The organism is Paenibacillus sp. FSL H3-0333 (assembly GCF_038002805.1).
Taxonomy (GTDB): domain Bacteria; phylum Bacillota; class Bacilli; order Paenibacillales; family Paenibacillaceae; genus Paenibacillus_AQ; species Paenibacillus_AQ silagei.
Genome location: NZ_JBBODG010000001.1, coordinates 2,875,016 through 2,893,033, shown reverse-complemented (window position 1 = coordinate 2,893,033; position 18,018 = coordinate 2,875,016). Strand labels below are relative to the sequence as shown.

The 18,018-nt window shown below is 50.6% G+C and carries 14 protein-coding genes; 7 read left to right on the top strand and 7 right to left on the bottom strand.

Annotation, left to right across the window (positions count from 1 at the left end; genetic code table 11):
* Positions 1-192 precede the first annotated feature (192 nt).
* From MHH78_RS12585 to MHH78_RS12565, 5 genes are all read right to left on the bottom strand, one after another.
* Entirely contained in the window at positions 193-795 is a 603-nt protein-coding gene (locus tag MHH78_RS12585; RefSeq protein WP_341167598.1) for a pentapeptide repeat-containing protein, read from the bottom strand.
* An 11-nt stretch (positions 796-806) separates the two neighbouring features.
* The gene (locus MHH78_RS12580; RefSeq protein ID WP_341167597.1) at positions 807-1,406 is read right to left on the bottom strand and encodes a hypothetical protein; all 600 of its coding nucleotides are present in this window, start codon (positions 1,404-1,406) and stop codon (positions 807-809) included.
* A gap of 377 nt (positions 1,407-1,783) precedes the next feature.
* Complete coding sequence (locus MHH78_RS12575) at positions 1,784-2,029, bottom strand: hypothetical protein (RefSeq protein ID WP_341167596.1); 246 nt, start codon at positions 2,027-2,029, stop codon at positions 1,784-1,786.
* Between the two features lie 13 nt (positions 2,030-2,042).
* The gene (locus tag MHH78_RS12570) at positions 2,043-3,341 is read right to left on the bottom strand and encodes a hypothetical protein (protein WP_341167595.1); all 1,299 of its coding nucleotides are present in this window, start codon (positions 3,339-3,341) and stop codon (positions 2,043-2,045) included.
* 168 nt (positions 3,342-3,509) lie between these two features.
* Entirely contained in the window at positions 3,510-4,145 is a 636-nt protein-coding gene (locus tag MHH78_RS12565) for a hypothetical protein (protein ID WP_341167594.1), read from the bottom strand.
* 563 nt (positions 4,146-4,708) lie between these two features.
* Between MHH78_RS12565 and MHH78_RS12560 the strand changes: the two genes are divergently transcribed.
* From MHH78_RS12560 to MHH78_RS12540, 5 genes are all read left to right on the top strand, one after another.
* Positions 4,709-6,499: a cache domain-containing sensor histidine kinase gene (locus MHH78_RS12560; RefSeq protein ID WP_341167593.1), complete on the top strand. Its 1,791-nt coding sequence runs from the start codon at positions 4,709-4,711 to the stop codon at positions 6,497-6,499.
* Entirely contained in the window at positions 6,492-8,084 is a 1,593-nt protein-coding gene (locus MHH78_RS12555; RefSeq protein WP_341167592.1) for a response regulator transcription factor, read from the top strand. The genes MHH78_RS12560 and MHH78_RS12555 overlap by 8 nt, the downstream gene beginning before the upstream one ends.
* 87 nt (positions 8,085-8,171) lie before the next feature.
* Positions 8,172-9,128, top strand: coding sequence for an ABC transporter permease (locus tag MHH78_RS12550; RefSeq protein WP_076081235.1), 957 nt, complete (start codon positions 8,172-8,174; stop codon positions 9,126-9,128).
* 12 nt (positions 9,129-9,140) lie between these two features.
* Entirely contained in the window at positions 9,141-10,040 is a 900-nt protein-coding gene (locus MHH78_RS12545) for a carbohydrate ABC transporter permease (RefSeq protein WP_341167591.1), read from the top strand.
* A gap of 77 nt (positions 10,041-10,117) precedes the next feature.
* Positions 10,118-11,872 carry an ABC transporter substrate-binding protein gene (locus tag MHH78_RS12540; protein ID WP_341167590.1) on the top strand — a complete coding sequence of 585 codons (1,755 nt, stop codon included), beginning with the start codon at positions 10,118-10,120 and terminating at the stop codon, positions 11,870-11,872.
* Between the two features lie 443 nt (positions 11,873-12,315).
* Here the strand turns inward: MHH78_RS12540 and ltrA are convergent, their stop codons facing one another.
* Positions 12,316-13,614, bottom strand: coding sequence for a group II intron reverse transcriptase/maturase (gene ltrA / locus MHH78_RS12535; protein WP_341167589.1), 1,299 nt, complete (start codon positions 13,612-13,614; stop codon positions 12,316-12,318).
* A gap of 650 nt (positions 13,615-14,264) precedes the next feature.
* Positions 14,265-15,470 (bottom strand): helix-turn-helix domain-containing protein, encoded by a 1,206-nt coding sequence (locus MHH78_RS12530; protein WP_341167588.1) that lies wholly within the window; start codon positions 15,468-15,470, stop codon positions 14,265-14,267.
* A gap of 175 nt (positions 15,471-15,645) precedes the next feature.
* On the opposite strand from MHH78_RS12530, the gene MHH78_RS12525 reads away from it, so the two are divergent.
* Both MHH78_RS12525 and MHH78_RS12520 read left to right on the top strand, forming a co-directional pair.
* Complete coding sequence (locus tag MHH78_RS12525; protein ID WP_341167587.1) at positions 15,646-16,992, top strand: MFS transporter; 1,347 nt, start codon at positions 15,646-15,648, stop codon at positions 16,990-16,992.
* A gap of 83 nt (positions 16,993-17,075) precedes the next feature.
* Complete coding sequence (locus tag MHH78_RS12520; RefSeq protein WP_341167586.1) at positions 17,076-17,864, top strand: nucleotidyltransferase domain-containing protein; 789 nt, start codon at positions 17,076-17,078, stop codon at positions 17,862-17,864.
* Positions 17,865-18,018: the final 154 nt, after the last annotated feature.

Below are 18,018 nucleotides of genomic sequence, written 5' to 3'. Positions count from 1 at the left end.
TACGGGATCTTCAAACAGGCATGAAAAGTCGAATTTGCTTGACTTTGTTCTCTCTCTCTCTAGCTTAACGGTGGTGCTTGATGCGCATGAGTGGCGGTAAATAAAAAACAGGTCAATCATGGTAGCATCTGACCATAATGACCTGTTTGAGCATTGCTACCTATTTCACTCGGCACTGGTAGCCAATTCCTCTTAGCCACTTACTTCACATTTTTCTAACATCCATTTCTTCGCTTCATCTGATTTCAACAAAATTGGCTTCTCCAACGTACCAATATTAATACTTTTAATATGAGCTTCTTCTATACCTTTAATATTTTTCAAAGTCACTCCGCTTAATAATGTTTCTTCAAATGCCGCTACACTTATATCTATATTTTCTAGTCTTGCCCAACTAAAATCCGTTAAGTAAAACGATACATTAATCAAATTACAATCTAGTAAATATGCATTTCTAAATATTGCTTCCCAACAATCACCTTTACTAAATCTACTATTTTTAATGACGCAGTTGGTAAAATCCGTATATCTAAGATCTGATTTATAAAAATCACATTTATCTAAATATGCATTTTTAAATGTTGACGAGGCTAATAATGATGTGTGAAAATCAATATTTTCCAGTCTGAGATCATCAAAAGTACACTCAATTAAATATGCTTGTTCAAGCAATACATCGGATAAATCAATACTTCTTAAGTCCACTTCATCTAACTTTAACATTTCGCCTTCTTTACCAATTGTCTCAACCCACTTTTTATGCAAATCAAACTTCCTATTAAGATTCCCTTCCATTTTCTCACTCCTTAAGGATACCATATTATTTTATCTGTTACTCCTTCTTCATCAATTGCTTTCTTGAGTTGTTCAACATGCTCAGGCTCCATTTTTCTTGTGTCAATAATTACGTTGTTCCCATTATCAAATTCTTTTTGCAACTTTTTCATACCTTGCTTGATAGTAAAGGCACCCTTTTGGGGATTTGTTATAGGAATTCCATTGTCACCACTTGGGTATGATTCAAAGCTTTTCACGTCCCACTTTAAACCTGAAGTATCAATAAACTTTGCTCCATTTTCTGCTTGAGGATCACGTACTAGCTTTCCCAATTGACCTCTTTCTTCTACTGCTAATCCAACTTCCCTTTCCCTGATATTTTTAGGTTCTATTTTCCCATTACTTGCTGGATCTCGAGCTAAGTCATCCAATTCCTTCTGAGTTCTACCGCCCTTATAATCTCCAGCCTTATCATAAAGGTTAGGTTTGTTACCTTCACCCGTCCCCTCAACCCTACCACTCTTCCCATCCAACCCATCCAAATACCGCTGCTGCACCGGCGTCTTCGGCAAAGCTGGAGTATCGGGGATCTCTCCTATCTTGAAAACAAACCCTTCCGGCGTCTGCACTGTCGTCTCCTATTTCGTGCCCATACGTCTGATTAAACCACCCCACGTAGCTCGTATACATCGGAGTAAGATATTCATTCGACACTGGGTAGGGTCTATTTCATTTACCGCCGCCATCCATGTCACAGAATGAAAAAGCCACAATACGAAACATTAGCTCGTATTGTGACAATAGTATTACAGGATTTTTGCAGGACTCATTCGGTTAACATATTTAGAAACTCTTCCAAGCTATAACTTGTAAAAAAAGTTGCGGGTTCTAAATCTGAGTCCTCTATATGATTTCAAACGCAAATAGATGGCTTTTTTTATCAAGAATTCATTCGGCACTGGGTAGCCCCATGTAAGGACAATAACTTTGATTAAATTACCCTAACTCAAGAAGCATATGACGTTGTATCAGGAAAAACTCCATCTCCTTGTTTAAGTATTCTAATTAGTTTTGAAGCCGCAGAAAAATAATAAAAATTAGTATTCGTATCTGGAACCTTCTCAAGCTCTTCAGGTTCTCCACTAACTTTGTCCAACCTTAACTTCCCCAATCTATCTTTATCAGGACCAAATTTATACACTACAAAATCTTCTGTTTCTTCTTCCTTTACCAATAAAACGTATGTAGCCATGCTTATCTCCTCCTCATTCTTCGAATACGCTATCTGACCAATTATAATACTTTTGAGCTTCTGCATGTCCTTGTTCGTAGGAAGCTCCATGCTTTTTCATGTACTTAGATTCAAACAATTCATGGTTAAGCAATGAGATGTCATTCTTATTATAGTTCCCTTTCATTAATCGTTCCCACGCTAAAGCTTGTTGATAATTTGGATCAAATAGCCTTACTTCACCATTATCAAATTTATGCTTTTCAATGAATAGATGATTCTTAATCTGCTGAATATCAGCTTCCTTCCAACCTGTGTTCTTAGCTATGTCACTCGTATCATTTTTCATAATTTTAAAATCTTTATACATATTTATTGCCGCATCTTCTTGTCTCATATACTCAGTTACGGAAGTGAATTTCGCTTTAGGAACATCTACATTATCAATTCGTTCACCCTTAGCATTGTGCGTTGGGTTAGGCGTCCCGTTAGGATGAATTTTACCCGTCCCATCAATCTTACCGCTCCCATCCTCCAAACCATCCATATACCGCTGCTGCACCGGCGTCTTCGGCAAGGCTGGAGTATCGGGAATCTCTCCTATTTTGAAAACAAACCCTTCCGGCGTCTGCACCACCGGACCCAGATTCGGAAGCTTCTGCTTGATCCCTTGCAGAACCTCCTTCGCCGCTTGGCTGACGGCGTCTTCTACCTCGCCCAGAACTTTCCCCACTTTGCCAGCCTTCGTGACCTGGAATCCGGGGACCAGAATCGACGCGACCGAGCCCAGCATTTTCGCCTTCTCTTCGGGTGTACCTTCGTCAAACTGATGATACGCCATCTTCGCCGCCTCCACCAGCACTTCCGGATGCTCGATGAGATATTGCGCTTGCCGCTTCATTTCTGTGGTGGTTTTGACCGGGTCCACCACTAGCTTGAAGGCAAGGGTTGCCGTATCCGCCACACCCATGGCGACTTCTTTTACCAATCCTTCGGTAAATGCCAGCACTACATCTCCCGACTGACGGACCTTGCTCTCCCATTTCGTGAGGCCATACGTGTTATCCAGCCACCCCAGATAACTGGTGTACATGGGGGTGAGATATTCATTCGGTACATAGACTTTCGCCTGATAAAAGTCCCACGTAGTCTCATTTTCCTTGTTGTCTGCGGTAATTGGCGTGCCATCCGGCAGGGTGAACGGCGGCCCGTTCAATCGCCGATCCACTTCGATCTGCTCTTGAACCTGCTTAAGCGCCGCTGCAAGCTGGATCTCCTGCCGCTTCCCCGCGAGCTGACTCCGCGCATACGCTCCGGCGGCAGTCTTCTCCATCGCCAGCCGAAGGAGCAGCAGATATTCTTCGTTATGTAGTAAGGGGACTGAATCCGCCGTAATCGACGGATCATACGCGCAGGCGGTGACCGCCGCTTGCCGGTAATAGCCGCTTAGATCCTTACCCGTTTCATAGTAGATCTTAGCTACGCCCAGAGAAGCCAGCTTCTACCGGGACTCTTCGGCCTGAGCGTGAACAGCCTCCATCTGCGCCTGATTGCCGAACGCCTGATACACCTTGAATGCCACCTGGGCCTTAGCGATCTCATTTCGCGCCGCGAAGATATCGTTCAGCTTACTTTGTGCAGCGATACTTTCTACGGTCAAGAGGCCGGAGGTTTGAATGACATTCCTGAGCTGCTGCACCACCGGGTCTCTGCTGAGTTCATCTTTTCCCGATAGAGCGGCAATCGAAGTGATGAGATTCGTCGCACTTCGCTGCACAAATTCAGGGATAGAGACCCGTCCGGCGGCTGATTGCAGCCCCAAGCTTCCGAAGGCTGCGAGCAACAGATTAAATTGCCCCGTCAGCTTGTCCGCCTGCCGTTTATTCTCTTCCTGTAGCTCCGAGACGCCTCTCAAGGCAACCCGGATGATATCCTCTAATTTCTCCGCTTCGACGGTTAATTCATTGATCAGGACCTGGGCCTTGACCATATGATCACCCATGGGAATGCCGCCCCAGCCGCTGGACTGGCCCTTCAGTTGCAGGTACAGCCGGTTGGTGTCTTGGCTCACCTGACCTATCTTCGTCTGCAGGCGCCGGACTTCATCTTCGTTAAATACTAGCTTTGTTGATGCCATCTTCACCCTCCCGCCGTACAAACTACTTAATTGTAAGTTATGTTATACAAATTCACTGAATCATAGATTTACAACCCCTTGTAAAAATACGGAATTCTAAATCTCAGCAACAGGCGCTCCGGCCGAATGTATGCCAAAAACAGCATACATTTGCTAGCACCAGGGCAATCTGGCCCGAATGTATGCGGAAAACAGCATACATTTGCTAACGCACAGGCAATCGGCCCGAATGTATGCCAAAAACAGCATATATTTTTGCTAGCGCACAGGTGCTCGGGCCAAATGTATGCGGAAAACAACATACATTTGCTAGCATCAAGGCAATCCGGCCTGAATGTATGCGAAAAATAGCATACATTATTCAATCTCCTGATTTAATTTTGCTATTCCCAATAAGTATTCAATATTTATCCAATATTGATGTTCAGATCCCTTTATCATCGGAATTCGGAGCCGTAAAGTTTATCAAAAAAATATTTTCATGACATATATTGGCTGACTGTTTCGCGCTATACTCTATTGTAAGCGTTATTATAATTGTGCTTACGGAGGCGATTTCATTCGTGTATACCCGTATCATCACCTTCATGAACAACCTGAAGCTCAGGACCAAGCTCTTCCTCTCCTTCGGCAGCGTCGTCCTGATTCCGGTGCTCATTGTGGGGGTGTTTCTGACCAGTGAACTGCGGAATATGGCGATGAACAATGCGCTGAAGCAGATTACGGCGAATGTCGACCGTGTGAAAAAACGGACCAGTGAGATGCTGAACGTTCCGGTGGATATCGTCTACCGCCTGTCCAATGACAGCCGGCTGGAGGAGGCTGCGAATCACCGGTACGAATCAGTCTATGATGTGGTGCAGGCCTATTGGGATTATCCCGACTTCCGGGATTTCGTCCGCCTGTACAAAGAAATCTCCAGCATCCGGCTGTATATCGACAACCCGACGGTGCTCAACAACTGGGAATTCCTCCAGGCTGACGAAGCGGTTACCCGGGAGCCGTGGTACCAGCTCGCCCTCGCCCAGAAGGGACTGGCGTTCTGGAGTTATATTCCTGACAGCCGGAACGGCCAGTATTATCTCAGCCTGATCCGCAAGGTAGACTTCCTCAAGCAGCGCACAACCGGTGTACTGGTCGTGAATGTCAATTCGGATCAGCTCAGCAGCATCCTGAAGCAGGAGACCTTCGAGACCTTTATCGTCGATGAGAACGATAATATTGTGGCCTCCAACCGGGCGGGCACTCTCGGCAAGTCGCTGCACGAAATCAACCTGAAGCCGCTGTCCACCCTTGCCGGGCACGGGCCTGCGGATATCACGATTGACGGGCAATCCTTCAAAATGCTGATCGAAGACTGGCATCCTGAGGGTAGCCTGAACAGTCTGCGGATTATCTCTATTTTCTCCGTTGAGAGCATTGTAAGTGAACCTAACCGGATTATTTCCCTGGCTTCTTCCGTCATTATCTCCTCCCTATTTCTTGCAATCATCCTAATCTACTACTTCTCCCGGCTGCTCACCGGACGTATGCTGCACCTCAGCAAGCATATTTCCAAGGTCGCTTCCGGGAATCTGGAAGCCCGGCTGGTGATCGACGGCAAAGATGAGATCGGCCAGCTGGCCCGGCAGTTTAACCACATGGTCCGCAATATCAACGACCTGATGAGCGAGGTGCAGGAATCCAACCAGCAGAAGAATGCCATCCTGCTGAAGCAGAATGAGATCAAATTCAAAATGATGGCCAGCCAGATCAACCCCCATTTCCTGTTCAATGCCCTGGAGTCGATCCGGATGAAGGCCCACACCCGGGGCCAGACCGATATTGCGCAGGTAGTCCGGCTGCTGGGCAAGATGATGCGCAAGAACTTAGAGGTCGGCGGAGGCAGAATCACCCTGCAAAGTGAGCTGGAGACCGTGAACTGCTACCTGGTCATCCAGAAATTCCGCTACAATGACCGGCTGGCCTACGAGCTGTATGTAGATCCGGCAGCGAATACCCTTAGGATACCGCCGCTTATTATTCAGCCGCTGGTGGAGAATTGTGTCATTCACGGCCTGGAGGACCGGATGGACGGCGGAATGGTCCGGGTAGATATCCGGGTGGAGGAGGGCAGCTTTAAGGTTCAGGTCTCCGATAACGGAACCGGAATCCCGCCGGCCCGGCTCGCAGAGCTGCGACAGATGCTGGACAACAACGATGACTATGAGACCCACAGTATCGGAATGCGTAACATCCATCTGCGGCTGAAGCTGACCTACGGCCCGGAATGCGGCCTGGTTCTGTCCAGCCAGAGCGGATACGGCACACAGATCAGCTTCGCCATCCCTATAAGGAGTGATTCCTATGTATAGTGTGTTAATTGTTGATGATGAATTGTCTATCCGCGAAGGGCTTGTTACTCTGTTGGATTGGGAGAGTCTGGGCTACCGGGTAGTGGATACAGCTGCCAACGCGGTTGAAGCCAGGCATAAGGCTAAGCTGTACTCTCCGGATCTGATGATTGTCGATATCCGTATGCCCGGGAAGGACGGGTTGGAGCTGATCGGCGAGCTGCGGGAGGATCATGAGGAGCTGCATATTCTCATCCTGAGCGGCTATGCCGACTTCAGCTATGCCAAGCGTGCACTGTCTTACAATATCGATAACTATCTGCTTAAGCCGGTCGATGAAGAGGAATTGCAGCTGTATCTTACCGGCCTGTCCACCGTACTGAATGCGCGGCTGACGCACCGCAAGAATAATGAGGCTGTTAAGGTCTGGAGCCGGGAGATGCTGGTTCAATCCCTGCTGATGGAGAGCGGTCTGCATCCCGCCCCGGCGCTGATGGAGTCGGCGCTGGAAGCAGGGCTGCTCTGGGATTCCTACCAGATCGTGCTGATCCGGCTGCTGCTCCAGGATCATGCGGACAACGGACCTTCCAGCAGCGTCAAGTCCCGGCTGACGTCAAGCTTCGAGGACAATAGCCGGGGCATCGTTTTCGCGCTCGATTCTTATCTCGGGGTGCTGCTGCAGCCCTCTTTCCAGAAGGAGCTGGTAAGCAAACGGATGGCCCTGCAGATCCGTGAGGCTGCTGCCGCAGAAGGACTGGAGTGCATCATCACTGCCGGGGATATGGTGGACAGTCTGAGGGAGCTGCCGGTCTCGCATCAGTCGGCGCTGGCGCGGATGAAGGATCATTTCTTCTATGATGAGCCGGGGATGATCGGACCGGATTCGCTCAAGCTGAAGCAGGGGCTGCCTGCAAACCCCCAGGATACGGAGAGCAGGCTCGCTCCCGTGATGGACCGGCTGTACTTCGCCCTGGATACCGGCAATCTCAGCGTAATCTCTGCCCTGATCCAGGAAGCAGGGGACCTTATGGCTGCTGCGGGCTTATCCGAGATGGCGGTGAAATCCTATTATGTCCGGGCCGTCACCTCCATGTCTGGCAAGCTCTCCGTTCATTATAAGGAGCTTAGCGCTGCGCAGAGCCGGATGGAGGAGCAGATTCAGCAGATCTACAGGCATACCTCCCTCCCCCAGCTCCAGCGCTATATCACAGGTCTGCTGGAGGAATATGCTGGCGGGATTATCCGCGACGATATGGATGTCCTGATGAAACGGATGGTCGATCTGATCCACCGGCACTATGACGAGAATCTGAAGCTGGAGACGCTGGCCGATGTGTTCACCTATAGCAGTGCCTATCTTGGTAAGCTGTTCAAGAGCACCATGGGCTGCTCCTTCAATACCTATCTGGATACGATCCGCATCGAGAAGGCCAAGGAGCTGCTGGACCAGGGCTGCAAAATCCATCAGGCAGCCAGCAGCGTCGGCTTCAGCGATGTCGATTATTTCCGTGAGAAGTTCAAAAAAATCACAGGCACCTCCCCCTCCGCTTACCGGAGAAAGGAGCCGGAGAATGTTTTTTCAGAAAGCGCTTACGAAAAAGACTGATTTCCCCCTGTTTTTACACTTAAATCTTCGGGTGTTTCCCGTCCTAGCGGCAGATTATGATAAAGCTATATCGAAGGAGGGACATAAATGAAAGCGATTACCACCGCGATGAAGCCGGAGCCGAAGAAATCCTCCTCCAGCTTCTGGGGGAAATTCCGGCAGCAGAAATACCTCTATATGATGGCTGTTCCTTTTGTCCTCTGGGCCTTTGTCTTCAGCTATCTTCCGTTATGGGGGTGGATGATGGCCTTCCAGAAGTATAAGCCGGGCAAATCCTTTTTCGAGCAAAAATGGGTCGGCCTCCAGTACTTCCGGGAGCTCTTCCAGGATGAGCAATTCTTCAACGCCCTGCGCAATACGCTGGCCATGAGTATTATGGGACTGCTGGCAGGCTTTATCATTCCGATTATCTTCGCTATTCTGCTGAATGAGGTCCGGCTGCAGGTGCTGAAGCGCTTCGTTCAGACGGTGTCGTATCTGCCGCACTTTGTGTCCTGGGTGGTTGCCGCCGGGATCATTACCAAGATGCTCTCCACGGACAACGGCGCAGTCAATGACCTGCTGATGGGTCTTCATATCATCAGTGAGCCGATCCAGTTCATGGCGAAGGGCAATCTGTTCTGGGGCATTGTCACCGCCTCGGATGTCTGGAAGGAGACGGGCTGGAATACCATTATCTATCTCGCCGCCATCTCGGGCATCGGGCCGGAGCTGTACGAAGCAGCCAGGGTGGACGGAGCCAGCCGGCTCCAGCAGGTGCGTCATATTACTTTTCCGGGCATCCGGGGTACCATCGTGATCCTGCTGATTATGTCCATCGGCCATCTGATCAGCATCGGGTTCGAGAAGCAGTTCCTGCTCGGCAACAATCTGGTGCGTGACTACTCGCAGACCCTTGACCTGTATGCCCTGAATTACGGGCTGGGAATGGGACGGTTCTCCTTCGGGACGGCGATTAATATTTTCAATTCCGTGGTAAGTGTAATTCTGCTCTTTACGGCCAACGGCATCTTCAAAAAAATAACCAAGGAAAGCATCATATAGGAGGCCCTGCTCATGATTAAAAAACTGGCTGCGGCATCCTGGTCGGACCGCATCTTCGATTTGGTTGTCTATCTCGCGATTACGGTGGTTACCGTTGCTACGCTGTACCCTTTTCTGAATGTACTGGCGATCTCCTTCAATGACTCGACGGACAGCATCAAGGGTGGGATTACGATCTATCCCCGGATGTTCACCTTCAAGAATTATGAGACGATCTTCGCCTTCTCCGGCCTGATTACCGGCTTCAAAATCTCGGTACTGCGCACGGTTATCGGGACTCTGCTCGGACTGGTCAGTGCCTCCATGCTGGCCTTCACCTTAAGCCGGGTGGACTTCCAGGCCCGCAAGTTCGTCTCTACCTTCCTGGCGCTGACGATGTATGTATCGGGAGGCCTGATCCCCTTTTACATTCTGATTAAAGATCTGCATATGATGGGCACCTTCGGCGTGTATGTTCTGCCCGGTCTGGTGAGCGCCTTCAATGTGTTCGTGATCCGCTCCTTCATCGATGGTCTGCCTTACGCTCTTCAGGAATCTGCCAAGCTGGACGGAGCCAATGACTTCACCATCTACTGGCGTGTTATTCTGCCTCTGACCAAGCCAGCCTTGGCAACCATCGCCCTGTTCCTGGCCGTCGGCCAGTGGAATGCGTGGATTGACACCTATCTGTATAACGGCTCGAAGGACTCGCTGACCACGCTGCAATTCGAGCTGATGAAGGTCATTCAGAGCACCACGACCAACGCGGATAATTTCCGCGGACGCAATATGACAGAGGTCATGGCTCAGATCTCCCCGGAATCGGTCAAAATGGCAATCACCATTGTCGTCACCGTTCCCATTCTGATCGTCTATCCGTTCCTGCAACGCTATTTCGTCAAAGGCATGACGCTGGGTTCGGTCAAAAGCTAATCGGCTTAAGCGGTATCTTCAGGCTGACGCCTGTGAATACAATATGTTTCTACCAGACAAAGGGAGGGTTTCTATTCATGACAAGAAAGACGGCGAAACCGGTTGTGGCGCTGATGGTGCTGACCTTGCTGCTTAGTGTGCTGGCAGGCTGCGGCGGAGGCAATAATAACGGCAACAAGAATACGGCTGAGAATACCGGGGCCAAGGCTACGAACAGCGGCAATGCCACGGCAACGGCTGAGGCTACGGCGGCGGCTGAGGACCTAAGTCCCCTGACACTATCCTTCTTCGCGGAAGACCCTAATCCGAACTGGAACAATATGAAGGATGAGGTCAGCACCGTCATTACACAAAAGACAGGCGTCACCCTCGATGCCGAATTCGCTGTCGGTGATCCGCAGCAGAAGATCGCCCTCATTGCAGCGGGCGGGGATTATCCCGACATTATCTCGGCTAAAGGCGACATTGGTAAGCTGGTGGATGCCGGCGCGGTCCTTGATCTGACTGATCTAATCGATAAGCATGCCCCTAACATTAAGCGCGTGCTCGGCGATAATCTGGCCCGGGCCAAGTACACGAATGAAGACCAGTCGATCTACGCTATCTCAACTTGGGCAGCAGTGGATGAGAAGAAATTCGTAGCGGGCGGCGGCTTCGAGCTGCAGCACCGGGTATTGAAGGAAGCCGGGTATCCGGAAATTAAGACAGTCAAAGATTATGAGAACGTTATTAAGGCGTACCTGGATAAGCATCCAACCGATGAGAACGGCAACAAAAACATCGGCGTCTCCCTGAATGCAGACGATTGGCATATGTATATTTCCGTAACCAACCCTGCGGTAGCTACGACCGGCGGCTCCGATGACGGTGAATATTACATCGATCAGGAGACTCATGAAGCGATCTACCATTTCCGCCGTCCGGAAGAGAAGGAGTATTTCCGCTGGTTGAACCATATGAACGACATCGGCCTGCTTGATAAGGAGAGCTTCGTTCAGAAATATGACCAGTACAAAGCCAAAGTAGCGACTGGACGCGTGCTTGGCCTGATTGACCAGGACTGGGATTACAACGACGCACAGCAGGCGCTCAAAGCCGCCGGCAAATTCGATCAGACTTACGGACATTATCCGGTCACTCTGACGGATGAATACAAGGAAACCAGCTTCTGGCCTACCGGCTTCATGGGCGGCTACGGCATCTCTATCTCCACCACTAACCCCGATCCGGTGCGGACGATCAAGTTCCTGGATTACCTGGCCTCCGATGAAGGTCAGATTCTGAACAACTGGGGTGTTGAAGGCAAGCACTATAAAGTGGAGAACGGCAAACGCGTAGTTCCGCAGGAAGTCCAGGACCGCATCAACAACGACAACACCGCCTTCACGAAGGAAACGGGCATTGGCTTCTACTGGAACATGATGGTTCACTATGGTGACGGTGCCAAGGATTCTACGGGCAACTACTACACCAAGAACTTCCCTGAGCAACTCGTGCTGGGCTATAGCGATGTTGAGAAAGAGACGCTGGCAGCCTACAAGGCTACGACCTGGAAGGATCTGTTCCCGAAAGAAGAGGAATTCAAGGAGAAAGCCTACGGCGCAGCCTGGAACATTTCCATTCCCGGTGAGGATGAAGTCTCCATTCTGGGCAATAAAATGAAGGATATTACGTGGAAACGCATCCCGCAAGCGATTCTGGCCAAACCGGCTGAATTCGATAAAATCTGGGATGATTACATGGCCGATCTGGAAAAAGCCGGCGTGAAGAAAATGGAAGCTGGCTATACCAAGTATGTGCAGGACCGTGTGGAGCTGTGGACTAGCAAATAAGATTCCATAAACCTTGATCGAAAAATCTTAGTAATAGAGTAGTCGCCACTGCGGAGATTTTGGACTTCCGGCCGCTGTTGTCTCCAGATTTCCTGATTTAGACCGCTGGTTGCGGTAGAAATCCGGAGACAAAGGCGGACGCTAACGCTCCTACAGTTCCAAAATCTCCTCCGCCGCTCCCTTCTATTTACTAAAGTTTGTAGTTCAACCTATATTTCATTGCAGAAGGGCACCCGTGCGGAATAGCACGGGTGTTGTTTGCTGCGCTGGAACGATCGCAACTGCATTTTGTACAACAGAATGCTGGAAGAAGGGCTTCGAAATACAATCTATTGGTCGAGTAGGCGGGGCCTCTCCATCGTGGATTGTGCCCCTACCCCTCACAGATCCGTACGTGCGCAATTCACGCATACGGCTCTTCACCCCATCGTTCACAGTTGGCCTTAGTCGTAGATATTGACGTAGATCCGCGGCTTAGGTAGCTTGAATTCTTTAAGCACTTCGTAGAATCTCTCCCGGGTGTAGCTCTTGCGCTGACTTCTGCGGTTTAGCCACTTATAGATCAGGTCCAGGGTTTGCATGTAGTAGGCCTTCATTTTCTGTGAGTTATCCGTGATTCCGTAGTATCGGTAATGACCCGACAGCTTGGACCGGATGACGCCTAGAAACTCCTCCTGCTTCAGGTGGCGATTCCACCTGACCCAGCTCTTCATGGCTTTGACCTTCTGTCTGAATTTCTTCCCGCTCGTTTTGCGCTTCACTCGAAAGGTTCCTCTTCGGCTTTTGGCGCAGTAGTGCGTGAACCCTAGGAAATCGAATGTTTTCGGTTTCCCTTCGTCCTTCCTCCGTGACTCTGCTTCCGCAAAGCGACCGAACGCGATGATTTTTGTCTTCTCTTCCGCAATGCTTAGCCCGAATTTCTCCAGCCGGAGCACAAGCGCGGTATAGAAACGTTCTGCGTCTTCTTTGTACTGGAAGCAGCACACAAAATCATCGGCAAAGCGCACCATTTCGGCTTGCCCCGCGCACTGCTTCTTCACCGTCACGGTGAACCATAGGTCCAGAACATAGTGCAGGTAGACGTTGGCTAGCAGGGGCGACACCACCGATCCTTGGGGAGTTCCCTCCTCCGTCGGTTCAAAGTGTCCTTCCTCTTGTATGCCCGCTTTCAGCATCCGTCTCACCAGCCGGTGGATGTTTGGGTCTCCGATCCGTAGTTCGAGGAACTTCATCAGCCATTCGTGATCCACGTGGTTGAAGAAACCCGAGATGTCCGCATCGACGACATAGCTGGTTTTCCCGTGCTCAATGACCCGGTTTAGATGTTTCAGCGCATTGTGCATGTTCCGGTTTGGGCGAAATCCATACGAGAAATCCATGAAGTCTTGTTCATAGATGGCTTCGAGAACTCTTTTCAACGCATGCTGCACCAGTTTGTCTTCGTACGCAGGAATTCCTAGGGGCCGCATGGTTTTCTCATCCTTCGGGATATAGACTCTTCTTGCGGGCTGAGGTCTGTAGCTTTTTCGCTTTAGCCGGTCTACTAGGTGTGCTACATTCGTTTCCACGTTTGCTTCGTACGTCTCTTTGGTCGATCCATCGACTCCCGTTGCTTTTCCCGGTTTCATCTCTTTGTGACTTTTCTTTAATGCTTCTGCGTCAATGAGATGTCCGATGGAGGTGAACCGTATTTTGGGATCTGCTTTGGCCATTTCTGCTATTCTTGCTAATTTCGTTTCCATTTTTCCCCACCTCTGTGTGTGGCCAATGTGTCCTTACCAAGATTGATAGGGTGTCGCCTGCCTTTCCTCCGCCCCCATTACAGGGGTTTCACAGGTCTTATGCGGCAATCCGACTCCCTGAGCGCCATTTGGCATCCTTACGTGTTACGGCTTGTTTGCCATACTCCTGCAAAGGTTCCTAAAGAGTACTTCTCTCGCAGAAGAGCGTCAGGGTCTCCCGAGTTGCTGAGTAACCATGGGTATACATGCCTGGCTCTTCGACCCCGGGGAAGCTCCTCCATCCTCGCCTTTTTTTTTTTTTTTTTTCGGCTGGAGTCATGTTGTCTTCCGGGGAAATAAGCCCGTCGACCTTCCCGTTTGTTGCCTTTCGAGGCTCCATCACTTTCAGGCCTGCATCCTAACTGTCTACGCTTAAACGGCAGGGTTACCCTTGCCGCTCCAAGACTCGCTATTGGTGGCGTGGCTTTCGCCTTTCCAAGCAGGGGTTCCACCTGCTAAGTTACTCAACCTAGGCTCGGTCGCTCTATTCCGTACAATTGAATGTTGAAAAAAGGCCAGTTTTCACCCAAAACTCAACATTCCACTGTATGAAATACAATAGAATCTCATTTTACGGTAAGCTATGCCTTTTCTATTGCAGGAAATACAATCTAGCTATGCAGCTCGTGGTAAGTTTTGTTAATCATTTCGGTGTATATGGAAGGCGGGTATTCCTTCACCTGATCGTAGGCGAATTGGGACAGCCGCAGTGCTTCCTCCTTCATGCCCCGGCGCATACAGATCTGTGCGCGGTAAGCATAAGCTGTCAGCAGGTTGGCGCGGTCAAGCGGGTGGTAGACCTGATCTCCCGGCTCGGCTTTGGACAGGCTGATCAGCGCTTCATCGTCCTGGCCGAGATGATACCTTGCGATGCCGGACATGAGCTGGACGCTTGACTCATACGGTTCATCCTCCAGCGGATACTGCTCCGCCAGCGCGAGAACCTTACTGTATTCTCCCTTAGCTATCGCGAGTCTGATCTCTCCGATCACCACCAGCTTCAGTGAATCCTCAGATTCGGTGAATTCTGCGAATGCTCTGGCCTTTTTCATGGCCTCCTCTGCCGCCAAGGTCTCTCCTTCGGTCAGCGCCAGGATACCGAGCACCCGGTACAGATGATCCGTCATATAGTAGATTCCCTCTTCCCGTGAAACCTGCAGCGCCGCCAATGCAGCTTCACGGCTTCCCGCATAATCCCCCAGGGCAGACAGACTAATACTCTCAGCATAATGAAGATCGATTTCAAAGATAAAATCATTCCCCACCTTGTTATCCTCATACTCCTTGCGGACCCGGCGGATCAGCTCCAGCCCGTCCGCATATCTGTTCTGTGCGAAATTCAGGGCATAGGAAATATACTGCACCTTCGCCCGTTCCACGAATAAGCCGAAGCGTTCATAGATCAGCGCTGCCCGTTCCAGCTCCGCTTCCCCGCCTCCGGCTCCCGTATAGAAAAGGGAACTTACATAGAACTCCAGCAGACGCGCAGCATCAATCGTCATCGGAAGCGTACGCTCCGTGAGCGGCTGGAGCCGCTGGATGACCTCCCTGTAATTCTTCGCCTTGAACTCAGCCTCCATCTCCCGGACAAGCGGAGCGAGCTCCGCCTCCTCCTCGCCTTCGAGGAAGTAGCCCGGATCAACTCCCAGCCTGCCGGCCAGAACCTGCAAGCTGTTCATCGAGGGCAGGGCGCGTCCATTCTCGATTTGACTCAGCATGCTCTTGGTCATATGGTCTCCGGCAAGGTCCGTCTGCGTAAGCCCCTTAGCCTTGCGCAATTGCTTGACTTTCTCTCCGATAGTTTGTTTGGTGGTCATCTGCTTGCCAACTTTCCAGGTAGCTTTTCTTTTCAGTATAGCTTACCTATACCCTAAGAGAAAGCTGGAAATACGCTAAAGTTAAATTATATTAAACTTTTTATTGCATTCTTGAATTTTTACTCATACAATAAGTTTAATTAAAATTAACTTTTTGATCAAAGGGAGTGCTATTATGTCTCAAATAACATCTGCAACCCATGATAAGGCAGCGACTAACCGTAACATATTTCTCTTCTTCAGCAGCAAGCTGGTCTCTGTTCTCGGCTCCAGTATGTACACCTTCGTAGCCGGTCTGTATATCCTGCACGAGACTGGTTCAGGGAGCAGCTTCGCCGTTACACTGCTGTGCGGGCTACTGCCCGGTATCCTGCTGTCCCCCTTCGCCGGTGTGCTCGCCGACAGAGTTAACCGCCACAGGCTGCTGATCGGCTCGGACCTGGCCAGTGCCCTGATTATGTCCCTGGCCTTTCTATTCGTCTCGCTGGAGGGAATGTCCCTATGGACTATCTATCTGTCGCTCATTCTATTATCTATCTGCTCTACCTTCTATAGTATCTCAGTCTCCTCCTCGATGATGATGCTTGTAGACAGTGGTTCCGTCCAGCGGGCCGGATCACTGAATCAGATTGCCGGATCGGCTGGCCACCTGCTGGCTCCGATTCTCGCCGGTCTTCTGTATGCCTTCCTTCCCCTTCAGGATTTCATGCTGCTGAACGCGGCAGGCTTCACCGTTTCGACCGTGATGGGCTGCATGCTGAGATACAAGCCGATTCCACGGCTTCATGCTGCCCTTGAACCTGCCGAAACCGCAGATCCCCAGCCGCTCCACGAACGTCTGGGCACTGCTGTTAACGGGGTTCGCACGAATCTGAAGGAAGGCTTCGCTTATGTGATCCGCCGTCCGGTCCTCCGCTCCCTGATGGGGATTGTGTTCTGGATTAATTTCTTCGTCGTCGCCCTGAATGTTGTGCTGCCCTACGTTGCAGTACAGACACTCGGACTCTCCTCGAAGCAATATGGAGTCCTCGAAGCGATGCTGGCGGCAGGCGTACTGCTGATGTCGCTGCTGCTTGCTATACTTCCCCAGAGCAAGAGTCCGGTGAAGCCGATCCTCGGAGGCTTAAGCGCAATGGGAGTGTTATTCCTCGCACTGGCGGTTCCGCTGCTGCTGCATTTCACCCCGAAGGCCACCTTCCTTCTCTTCCTGCCGCTGCTGGTCCTTATCGGCGTCGTGATTATGGTCATTAATATTCCGATTCAGGTCTATCTGCAGCAGACTACCGAGGAAGAGTACCGTGGACGCGTATTCGGGCTGGTGGAGGGCATCGCCGGTTCCATCGCTCCGCTCGGAATGCTGCTCTATGGAGTCCTCCTCGACCGGATTCCCGGCTCGTTCATTCTGCTCGTCTCCGGTGCAGCTATTCTGGCGGTCACGCTGGCCGGACAGAGAGGCCTTGTCCGCAGCAGTGTCGCTGCTCAACAGGCCGCTCAGGGGAAGACAGAGCAGGCGGGGGCCTGAATGTCTGAATTGACCATAGCTGGCAAGCTGTCCAATTGATACGCTTAACGCAGCAGAATCTAATCAAGGAGGCGGAACGTTATATGTACGCGCACCACAGGCAGACGCTGGAGAAGCTGGCGGAGAAGCTGGAGCAAGACCCCGCTTGTCTGGCGGCAATCACCAGCGGATCTGTAGCCAAGGGAACCGCCAGCGAGACCTCGGATGTGGATGTTCATCTGGTCTTCACCGATGAAGCATATGCGGAATATGAGCGGAACGGCAGGCTCTCCTACGTGGACCGGGAAGTCAGCACCTATGAAGGCGGATATGCCGATATCAAGGTGATCAACCTCCGGTTTCTGGATCTTGCCGCCCGACGCGGCAATGAGCCGACGAGGTATGCTTTTACCGGTGCAGAGGTACTATTCTCCAGAATCCCGGAGCTGGGTGAGCTGGTGGCCCGGATTCCCGTCTATCCCGAGGAGAACCGCGAGCGTAATTTGCGGGAATTCTGCGCCCAGATCTACCTGTACGGGCTGTATTTCGCCAAGGAAGCGGGCCAAAAAAATGACGCCTACCTGCTCGCTCATACGGCGGTCCAACTGGTGTTTTTTAGCGGACGGATGATTCTGGCGTATAACCGGCTGCTTTTTCCAAGCCCTAAAGGGCTGCTGGATGCTGTCGATGCTGCGGAAGCCCAGCCGAAGAATTTCCGTACACTGGCAACAGAGCTGCTTCAATCGCCCAGTGCACATAAGAGTGTGCGCTTCGCCGCGAAGATGCTGACTTTCTATAATCATGGCTTGTCCTTCGAGCAGGCACTCGGGATCTATGTGTTGAACAACGAGCGTGCCTGGCTAGAGAATTCCCCTTCCTTGCTGGACCGCTAAATGAGGCACTTATTTCATCATTCGGCTTACTTATGGGAACCCTCCGGCGGGGTGAATTCAAACAAAGCAGTTGGATTTCCTCCACTTAAAATCCCCTGAACGTTTCACCTTTGGACAATAAATGGTTTTTCTCCATGTAATTTCACTACTTTCC

Coding starts and splice junctions, on each gene's coding strand:
- MHH78_RS12585 (WP_341167598.1), bottom strand. CDS start 795: ATGGAAGGGAATCTTAATAGGAAGTTTGATTTGCATAAAAAGTGGGTT.
- MHH78_RS12575 (WP_341167596.1), bottom strand. CDS start 2,029: ATGGCTACATACGTTTTATTGGTAAAGGAAGAAGAAACAGAAGATTTT.
- MHH78_RS12570 (WP_341167595.1), bottom strand. CDS start 3,341: ATGGAGAAGACTGCCGCCGGAGCGTATGCGCGGAGTCAGCTCGCGGGG.
- MHH78_RS12565 (WP_341167594.1), bottom strand. CDS start 4,145: ATGGCATCAACAAAGCTAGTATTTAACGAAGATGAAGTCCGGCGCCTG.
- MHH78_RS12555 (WP_341167592.1), top strand. CDS start 6,492: ATGTATAGTGTGTTAATTGTTGATGATGAATTGTCTATCCGCGAAGGG.
- MHH78_RS12550 (WP_076081235.1), top strand. CDS start 8,172: ATGAAAGCGATTACCACCGCGATGAAGCCGGAGCCGAAGAAATCCTCC.
- MHH78_RS12545 (WP_341167591.1), top strand. CDS start 9,141: ATGATTAAAAAACTGGCTGCGGCATCCTGGTCGGACCGCATCTTCGAT.
- MHH78_RS12540 (WP_341167590.1), top strand. CDS start 10,118: ATGACAAGAAAGACGGCGAAACCGGTTGTGGCGCTGATGGTGCTGACC.
- ltrA (WP_341167589.1), bottom strand. CDS start 13,614: ATGGAAACGAAATTAGCAAGAATAGCAGAAATGGCCAAAGCAGATCCC.
- MHH78_RS12530 (WP_341167588.1), bottom strand. CDS start 15,470: ATGACCACCAAACAAACTATCGGAGAGAAAGTCAAGCAATTGCGCAAG.
- MHH78_RS12525 (WP_341167587.1), top strand. CDS start 15,646: ATGTCTCAAATAACATCTGCAACCCATGATAAGGCAGCGACTAACCGT.
- MHH78_RS12520 (WP_341167586.1), top strand. CDS start 17,076: ATGTACGCGCACCACAGGCAGACGCTGGAGAAGCTGGCGGAGAAGCTG.